Source organism: Streptomyces sp. NPDC094032, assembly GCF_040303965.1.
In the GTDB taxonomy this organism is placed as follows: domain Bacteria; phylum Actinomycetota; class Actinomycetes; order Streptomycetales; family Streptomycetaceae; genus Streptomyces.
In genome coordinates this window covers 165,017-173,097 of record NZ_JBEOUE010000017.1, presented here as the reverse complement: position 1 = coordinate 173,097, position 8,081 = coordinate 165,017, and the positions used below count along the sequence as shown (strand labels likewise).

At 68.7% G+C, this 8,081-nt stretch carries 1 protein-coding gene and 1 pseudogene; both read left to right on the top strand.

All coding sequences use genetic code 11. The features are described from left to right. A pseudogene (locus tag ABTZ54_RS23725) lies at nucleotides 1-7,425 on the top strand (ricin-type beta-trefoil lectin domain protein); the annotation flags it as partial. 298 nt (nucleotides 7,426-7,723) lie between these two features. After that, complete coding sequence (locus tag ABTZ54_RS23720) at nucleotides 7,724-8,035, top strand: Imm53 family immunity protein (protein ID WP_351666521.1); 312 nt, start codon at nucleotides 7,724-7,726, stop codon at nucleotides 8,033-8,035. Nucleotides 8,036-8,081 lie beyond the last annotated feature (46 nt).

Genomic DNA, 8,081 nt, shown 5'->3' with positions numbered 1-8,081 from the left:
GTCGAACTCCCGGAGATACCCAAGAGCACCGAGCTCGGCGGCGACGCCGAGGCGCAGAAGACGCTCAGCACGGCGCCCGAGGTGCCGGTCGACCCCTACGACCCGAAGGCCACCACCGCGTGGACCTCGGGTACGGGCAACGCGACGCTCTCGGCGACCACCGCCCCGGGCACCACCGTTCCGGTCACCAACGGACTGCCGATCGCCCTCGGCGTCCCCGAGGGCGCCGACCCGGCCACCGTCGCGGGTGACTGGAAGGTCGACCTCGCGCCGCCGACCACCTCGCAGGACGCGGGCGTGTCCGGTCTGGTCATGAAGGTGACCCCGCCCGCGACGGTCGACCCGGCCGCCGAGGTCGCGCTCACCGTCGACACCACCGGCTTCGCCGACCTCTACGGCCCGCAGGCCGCCGACCGCTTCGGTCTGGTGCTCCTGCCGGAGTGCGTCTACTCGTCCCCGACCACGGGCGACTGCGCCGACGACACCGGCGTGACGCCGATGTCCGGCAACGAGGACGCCACCGTCAAGGTCGAGCGCCTGAGCTCCACCGTCGAGACGGTCCCGGCGAAGAACGCGCCGACGAAGACCACCGCGGCGAAGAACTCCCCGACCCGCAAGGTCGTCACGGGCACCGTCCCGGTCGCCGGCCTGCTCGGCGAGGGCTTCACCGCCCGCTCCGGCGCGACCAAGGCGTCCTACCGCGACGGCGTCCAGCCCGTCGCGAACGCGGCGGGCGGCTCGGCGGTCGGCATGCTCGACACCGGCTCCTCGGTGCAGGGCGACTTCACGGCGTCGCCGCTGCTGTCCTCCGGCTCCTGGTCGTCCGGCTCCTCCTCGGGCGCCTTCACGTACTCGTACCAGGTGCAGGTCCCGGAGACCGCCGGCGGCCTGATGCCGAAGGTCGGCCTGGGCTACTCCTCGCAGTCCGTGGACGGGCGTACGTCGTCGTCGAACAACCAGGCCTCCTGGATCGGTGACGGCTGGGACTACAACGCGGGTGCCATCACCCGTACGTACGTCAACTGCCGCCAGGACTCCAAGAAGGCCGGCTCCAACAACTCCACGCACAAGACCGCGGACCTGTGCTGGGGCTCGGAGAACGCCACCCTCTCGCTCGGTGGCATGACGACCGAGCTGGTGTGGGACGCGTCCAAGGGCAAGTGGTTCACGGCCAACGGCGACGGCTCGACCGTCCAGCTGATCAAGGGCCAGGCCACGGCCAACGGCGCCAAGGACGGTGAGTACTGGGTCGTCACCACCAAGGACGGCACCAAGTACCACTTCGGCCTGAACAAGCTGCCGGGCTGGTCCGACAACGGCACCGCCGCCGACGACCCGACCACGGACTCCGTCCTGACGGTCCCGGTCTACGGCAACCACGCGGGCGAGGACTGCTACAAGGGCGCCACGACCGAGGACTGGAAGAACTCCTTCTGCACCCAGGGCTGGCGCTGGTCCCTCGACTACGTCGAGGACATCCACGGCAACGCCATGTCGCTCTGGTGGAAGAAGGACCAGAACTACTACGCCCGGAACTTCAACTTCAAGGACCCGGTCGTCTACGACCGCGACGGCTACCTGTCGCACATCTACTACGGCCAGAACAAGAACTCGATCTTCTCGGCCACGGCCCCGGCCCGCATCGGCTTCACCGTCGCGGAGCGCTGCTACGCCATCGGCGCGGTCACCTGCACCGACGACAACTTCAAGTCGAAGGACCCGGGCAACTACCGCCCCTGGTTCGACACTCCGGCCGACCTCCGCTGCGAAGCCAAGAAGAAGTGCTGGAACGCCGGCCCGACCTTCTGGACCCGCAAGCGCCTCGACAAGATCACGACCTCGGCCCAGCGGCGCACCGACACCACCGCCCGCCAGGTCGTGGACGAGTACCAGCTCAAGCAGTCCTTCGCCGAGCTGAAGACCGGCCCGAACACCGCCCTGTGGCTGGAGTCCATCCAGCGCACCGGCTACGCCCGCAACGGCTCCACCGACGCGAGCGTCTCCCTCAACCCGGTCCGGTTCGAGTCCAACACCGAGGACATGCCGAACCGCGTCAAGGCGGTCAACCCGCAGCGCCCCGGCTTCTCGCGTCTGCGCATCGCGCGTGTCATCAACGAGTACGGCGGCGAGACCGTCGTCTCGTACAAGCCGATCACCGGCAAGTGCCTCTCCGGCGCGGGTCTTCCCACGAAGACCGACACCGCAGGACTGAAGGCCAACAGCGAGCTCTGCTACCCCACGTTCTGGAACCCGGACCCGTCGTTCGAGGACATCGACTGGTTCCACAAGTACGTCGTGGAGTCCATCGAGGAGCTTCCGAACGTCGACGGCGCCTACGCGACGAAGACGGCGTACGCGTACAAGAACCCGTCCTGGAAGCTGTCCGAGTCCGAGTTCAGCAAGAAGTCGACGCGTACGTACTCGCAGTTCGCGGGTGCCGAGCAGACGACCGTGATCACGGGCTCCGAGGACCCGGCGATCGGCAGCAAGCAGTCGAAGGCCGTCACGCGCTACTTCCGCGGCATGGGCGACACCGTGCCGATGAAGGACGTCCACGGCAACGTGATCAAGGCCGCGGACGGCACGACCGTCTACGACCGTGAGCCCTTCGCGGGCCGCGTGTCCGAGGAACTCGGCTACACCAACGCGACGGACGCCGACACCGACTGGCTCTCCCGGAGCGTTTCGATCCCCGAGGCCACCGAGCTGGCCCGGCGCAACCGCGACGACGGCCTGGACCCGCTGAAGGCCTGGCGCGTCACGGAGCCCGAGGAGGTCGTCTACACCAAGTCGTCGGGCACCGGCGACGACACGCGTACCGTGCGCGAAGTGCGGACGAACACCTCGTACGAGTCGGCCTACGGCCTTCCGTCCCAGGTCGAGTCCCTCGGCGACACCGGCAGGACCGGCGACGAGTCCTGCACCAAGACCGACTACCTGCACCACACGGGCATGAACCTGATCGGTCTGTCCAAGCAGGTCCTGGTCTCGCCGACCACGTGCGCCGCGGCGAACTGGGCCGACCTCGGTTCGCTCAGCAGCGCCTTCCGCACCGGATACGACGGCACGGCCTACGGCACCGCGCTCGCCGGCACCACCCGCGGTCTGGCGACCGAGTCGTGGTCGCTCAAGGGCGACGGCACCGGCTTCCAGAGCAACGGCACGACCGGCTTCGACAGCGTCGGCCGCGTGACCAGCGTGAAGGACTCGGACGGCAAGGTCAGCACGACCACCTTCGACCCGCCGACCGGACAGGTCTTCAAGGTCACCGAGACCAACCCGCTCTCGCACAGCCAGGTCCAGGAGCTGGAGCCGGGCCGCGCGACCACGCTGAAGACCACCGACGCCAACGGCAACGTCAGCGAGGCCAAGTTCGACCCGCTGGGCCGTCTCTCCGAGGCCTGGGCCGCGGGCCGCACCCCGTCGCCGACGGCGGTTCCGGACTTCCGCGCCGAGTACGTGATCCCGGCCGAGGAGACCGACCCGACCGACGCCTCGCGCAAGATCCGCAAGCCTCCGTACGTCACCACGTACGCGCGCGGCTACGAGGACCGGGTCGAGACCTCGGTGACGCTGTACGACGGCCTCGGCCGTGAGCGGCAGTCGCTGGAGGAGGCGAACAACGACGCCGGCTTCCTCGTCACGGACACGCTGTACAACAGCTCCGGTGAGGTCTGGCAGACCAACAACGCCTACCTGACCAGGGAGGCCAAGCCCGGCGAGCTCTTCACCCCGCTCGCGGACACCGCCATCCCGAACATCACGCGCTACACGTACGACGGTCTGGGCCGCGTGGTCCAGGAGACCCCGTACATGAAGTACGTGGACCCCGTCACCAAGGAGACCTCCTCCAAGGCGTACCCGGAGCGGGCCACCAAGTACGAGTACGGCCAGGACTGGTCGAAGGTGATCCACCCGCAGGGTGACACCTCCTACCGGGTCTACACCGACGCACTCGGCCGCAGCGTCCGCACGGACACGTTCAACCCGGCGGCGCCGGGCGGCTTCACGTCGACCCGCTACGAGTACAACTCCCGTGGCCAGGTCGTGAAGGCGACGGCCTCGGCGGACCCGACGCACCCGTGGTCGTGGACCTACGACCACCGCGGCCTCATCGAGTCGGCGACCGACCCCGACACCGGCACCACCCAGCACGTCTACGACGACCAGGACCGCATGGTCAGCGCCACCAATTCCCGTGGCACCGTGTGGAACGGCTACGACGAGCTGTCCCGCCCGAAGCAGCAGCGCCTGGGCGGCGCCACCGGCGCGCTCCTGGCCGAGTACACGTACGACACCGTCCCCGGCGGCAAGGGCATGCCCGCCGCCGCCACGCGCTACACGGACGGTCTGGCGTACACCGAGAAGGTCAACGGCTACACGAAGGACTACCAGCCGACCTCGACCACGCTCTCGCTCCCGCAGTCGCTGGTCGACACGTGGGGCTTCGCCAAGGACTACACGTACACCTACTCCTACGCCGACACCGGCGCCCTGGAGGAGGCGGAGCTCCCGGCCGTCGGCAAGCTGGCCGCGGAGAAGCTGGTCGTCCGCTACAACAAGGACGGCGAGCCGCTCTCCATCTCCGGCAAGGACTGGTACGGCTCCGAGACGGTCTACTCGGCCTACGGCCAGGTGCTCCGCTCGACCCTGGGCTCCCAGCCGTACCGGGTGTGGTCCCAGAGCTCGTACGACGAGGGCAGCGGTGAGCTGAAGGAGCAGTCGGTCTACCGGGAGAAGAACGACGCCTCCCTGGTCGGCGGCAACCTGGTCTCCCACCGCGGCTACACCTACGACCCGGCCGGCAACGTCACCTCGATCCAGGAGAAGTCCGTCGGGATCGAGGAGCGCCAGTGCTTCGCGTACGACCCGCTGGGCCAGCTGAAGTCGGCCTGGACCTCCAAGGACCAGGCGAACTGCACCACTCCGAAGAACACCGACGGCACCCTGAACGTCGCCGCCGGCAAGGACGGTTCCGGCTACTGGCAGGAGTACGAGTACGACCTGCTGGGCAACCGCACCAAGCTGACCGAGCGGGACCTGAGCGGTGACACCGCGAAGGACGCCACCAGCACGTACGAGTACGGCAAGAACGCCGCCAAGGACCAGCCGCACACGCTGACCAAGGTGACGCGGAAGTACACCACTCCGGCCGGCGCGCAGGTGACGGCCGAGGCCCAGCGTCTGTACGAGCTGACCGGCGAGACCAAGTCGATCACCTCGCTCCAGAACGGTGACAAGCAGGAGCTGACCTGGACCTACGACGGTCAGGTCGACCGGATCACCGGTCAGGGCTCCGGTGGCAAGACCCCGTACGTGGGTCTGGGCCAGAAGTGCCTGGACCTGAAGTCGGGTCTCGCCGCGGCGGGCAACGCCATCCAGCTCTACGGCTGCAACAACACCGTGGCGCAGGCCTGGCGCTTCGACCCGGCCCCGGGCCAGGCCGATGCCAACCTCGGCACCCTTGAGGTGTACGACACCTGGTGCCTCCAGCCCGCGGCCAACACGGCGGGCTCGGCGGTCCAGATCCAGAAGTGCAACGGCACCGCCGCGCAGCAGCTCAAGCGCAACGCCTCGGGTCAGCTGACCCACGTCGCCTCCGGTCTGTGCCTCGCGGTGCAGGGCGCGGCGAACGTCAACGGCACCGCCATCGTGCTCGCCACCTGTGACGCGGCCCAGGCCGCCCAGCAGTGGCTGCCGCAGAACGACACCCGTCACATCTACGGCCCCGACGGCGACCGCCTGCTGACCATCCAGGGCAAGCAGGCCACGCTCAACCTGGGCGAGGCCCAGGTCACCGTCCAGCAGGGCGGCATCCTGGTCCGCACCGAGCGCACCTACTCCGTCCCCGGCGGAGCGGTCATGCGCTACGCCAACGGCACGGGCGGCGACGCCCTGGTCGCGCTGGCCTCCGACCACCAGGGCAGCGTCTACGCCGAGGTCGGCCTCTACAGCGGTCAGCCGGTGCGGGTGCGCAAGCAGGACCCGTTCGGCAACCAGCGCGGCGTCGACACGGCCGGCGCCAACCTGCAGACCCACCTGGGCTTCCTGGGGAAGACCAGGGACGACGCCTCCGGCTTCCAGCCGCTGGGCGCCCGTCTGTACGACCCGGTCGTCGGACGCTTCCTGTCCGCCGACCCGCTGCTCGACCTGAACGACCCGCTGCAGTCCAACGGGTACACGTACGCGCACAACAACCCGGTGACGTACTCCGACCCGACCGGTCTGGACATCGTCCTGACCGCCTCGGAGCGGGCCGCGGCCCTCGCGGGCGCGGGTCTGTCGGCGGCGCAGGTCGCGCAGGCCGAGGCGATGCAGGGCAAGTCCCTGAGCTCGGTGATCCTTTCGGCGGCCTGGAGCGCGCTGAAGGACTTCATCGGCATCAGCGACGCCATGGCCTGCTTCGGCGGTGACATGTGGTCCTGCGGCAGCATGATCGTCGGTGCCATTCCGTGGACCAAGCTGGGCAAGATCCCGTCGGTCCTCAAGGCCGTCAACCGCACCATCGAGGCCATCCAGGCCTTCAAGAAGGCCAAGGCGGCGGCGGAGGCGGTGCTGAAGGCCGCGAAGGCGGCTGAGGCGGCCGCGCTACGGGCCAAGAAGGCCGCGATCGAGAAGGCCAAGAAGGAGGCCGCGCAGCGGGCCAAGAAGAAGGCGGCGGAAGAGGCCAAGAGGAAGGCCGACATAGCCGCCGCCGCGAAGAAGAAGACCGGTAACCCGGTCCAGAAGAAGGCGCAGGCCAAGGCCGCTCCGAAGGCCTCCTCGCAGCCGAAGCCCAAGAGTTCCTCGGGCGGCGGCGGAAAGGGCGGCGGAGGCAAGGGCGGAGACTCCAAGGGCGGTGGCAAGGCCAACACCACCAAGCCCGGCGGCTCCTCCGGCGGCTCGGCCCGCAGCAACGGCGGCAGCAGCGGTTCCGGCGGCTCCGGCAAGGCCGAGGGTGGCGGCGGCGGTTCCTGCCCGGTCCCCAACAACGGCAACAGCTTCGTGGCCGGCACGAAGGTGCTGATGGGCGACGGTTCCGTCAAGGCCATCGAGGACGTCAGGACCGGCGACAAGGTCATGGCGACCGACCCGAAGACCGGGGCGACCCGCGTCGAGACGGTCAGCGCCGAGATCAAGGGCCGGGGCGAGAAGCACCTGGTCGGAGTCACGATCGACGTCGACGGCGCCAAGGGCTCGAAGACGGCCCAGGTCACCGCGACCGACGGTCACCCGTTCTGGGTGCCCGAGCTGCGGGAGTGGATCGACGCGACCGACCTGACGTCGGGTGCGTGGCTCCAGACCAGTGCCGGCAGCAATGTCCAGGTCACGGCGGTCGAGCGGTGGACCCGTCAGGACGCGACGGTGTACAACCTGACCGTCTCGGATCTGCACACGTACTACGTCGTGGCGGGGGACAGCAGCGTCCTCGTGCACAACATGGGACGGGGGCGCAATCCCGGACAGCGACCCAATCAGGACGCCGACGGTGCTCCGCACACCACCTTCGTTCTCCACGGAACGACGGGCCGCATCAAGAAGTACGCGGAATGGGCCCCGCAGTCGAACCCCAGGAACCCGGCTCCTTACGAGTTGGTGAAGAGGTTCGACCTTGAGGGACCGGAGCACACGAATTCCGACGGTACCGTGGTGGAAACGCCCCATATGAACCTTCCGAACGGAGAGGCTCGTGCACCAGAGGACTGGGAGAAGCCCATTGGGTGCCCCTGATCCGGACAGAGGGATGCGGTTCATCCAGTCCTGGTACGCATCCAACTGCGACGGGGAATGGGAACACGAATTCGGCATCAAGCTGGCCACGACGGACAATCCCGGGTGGCACATTCGGATCGATGTGAGCGAAACGGATCTGGAGGGGGTCGTCGTGCCTCGCGAGAGGTACGACCTTCCGGACGGCGGATGGATGATCGCCTGGAGCGACGGAGACGCGTTCCAAGCGGCCTGCGGTCCGATGTCACTCCGTGACGTGGACGCTCTCTTCGAAAGGCTGGCGGAGGAACACGCCGGCGACGGGTCGGACGAGTCCTCCCCGTAGCAGTGCACGACAGATGGGCCTTCCCGCGCTCGGCGCGGGGAGGCCC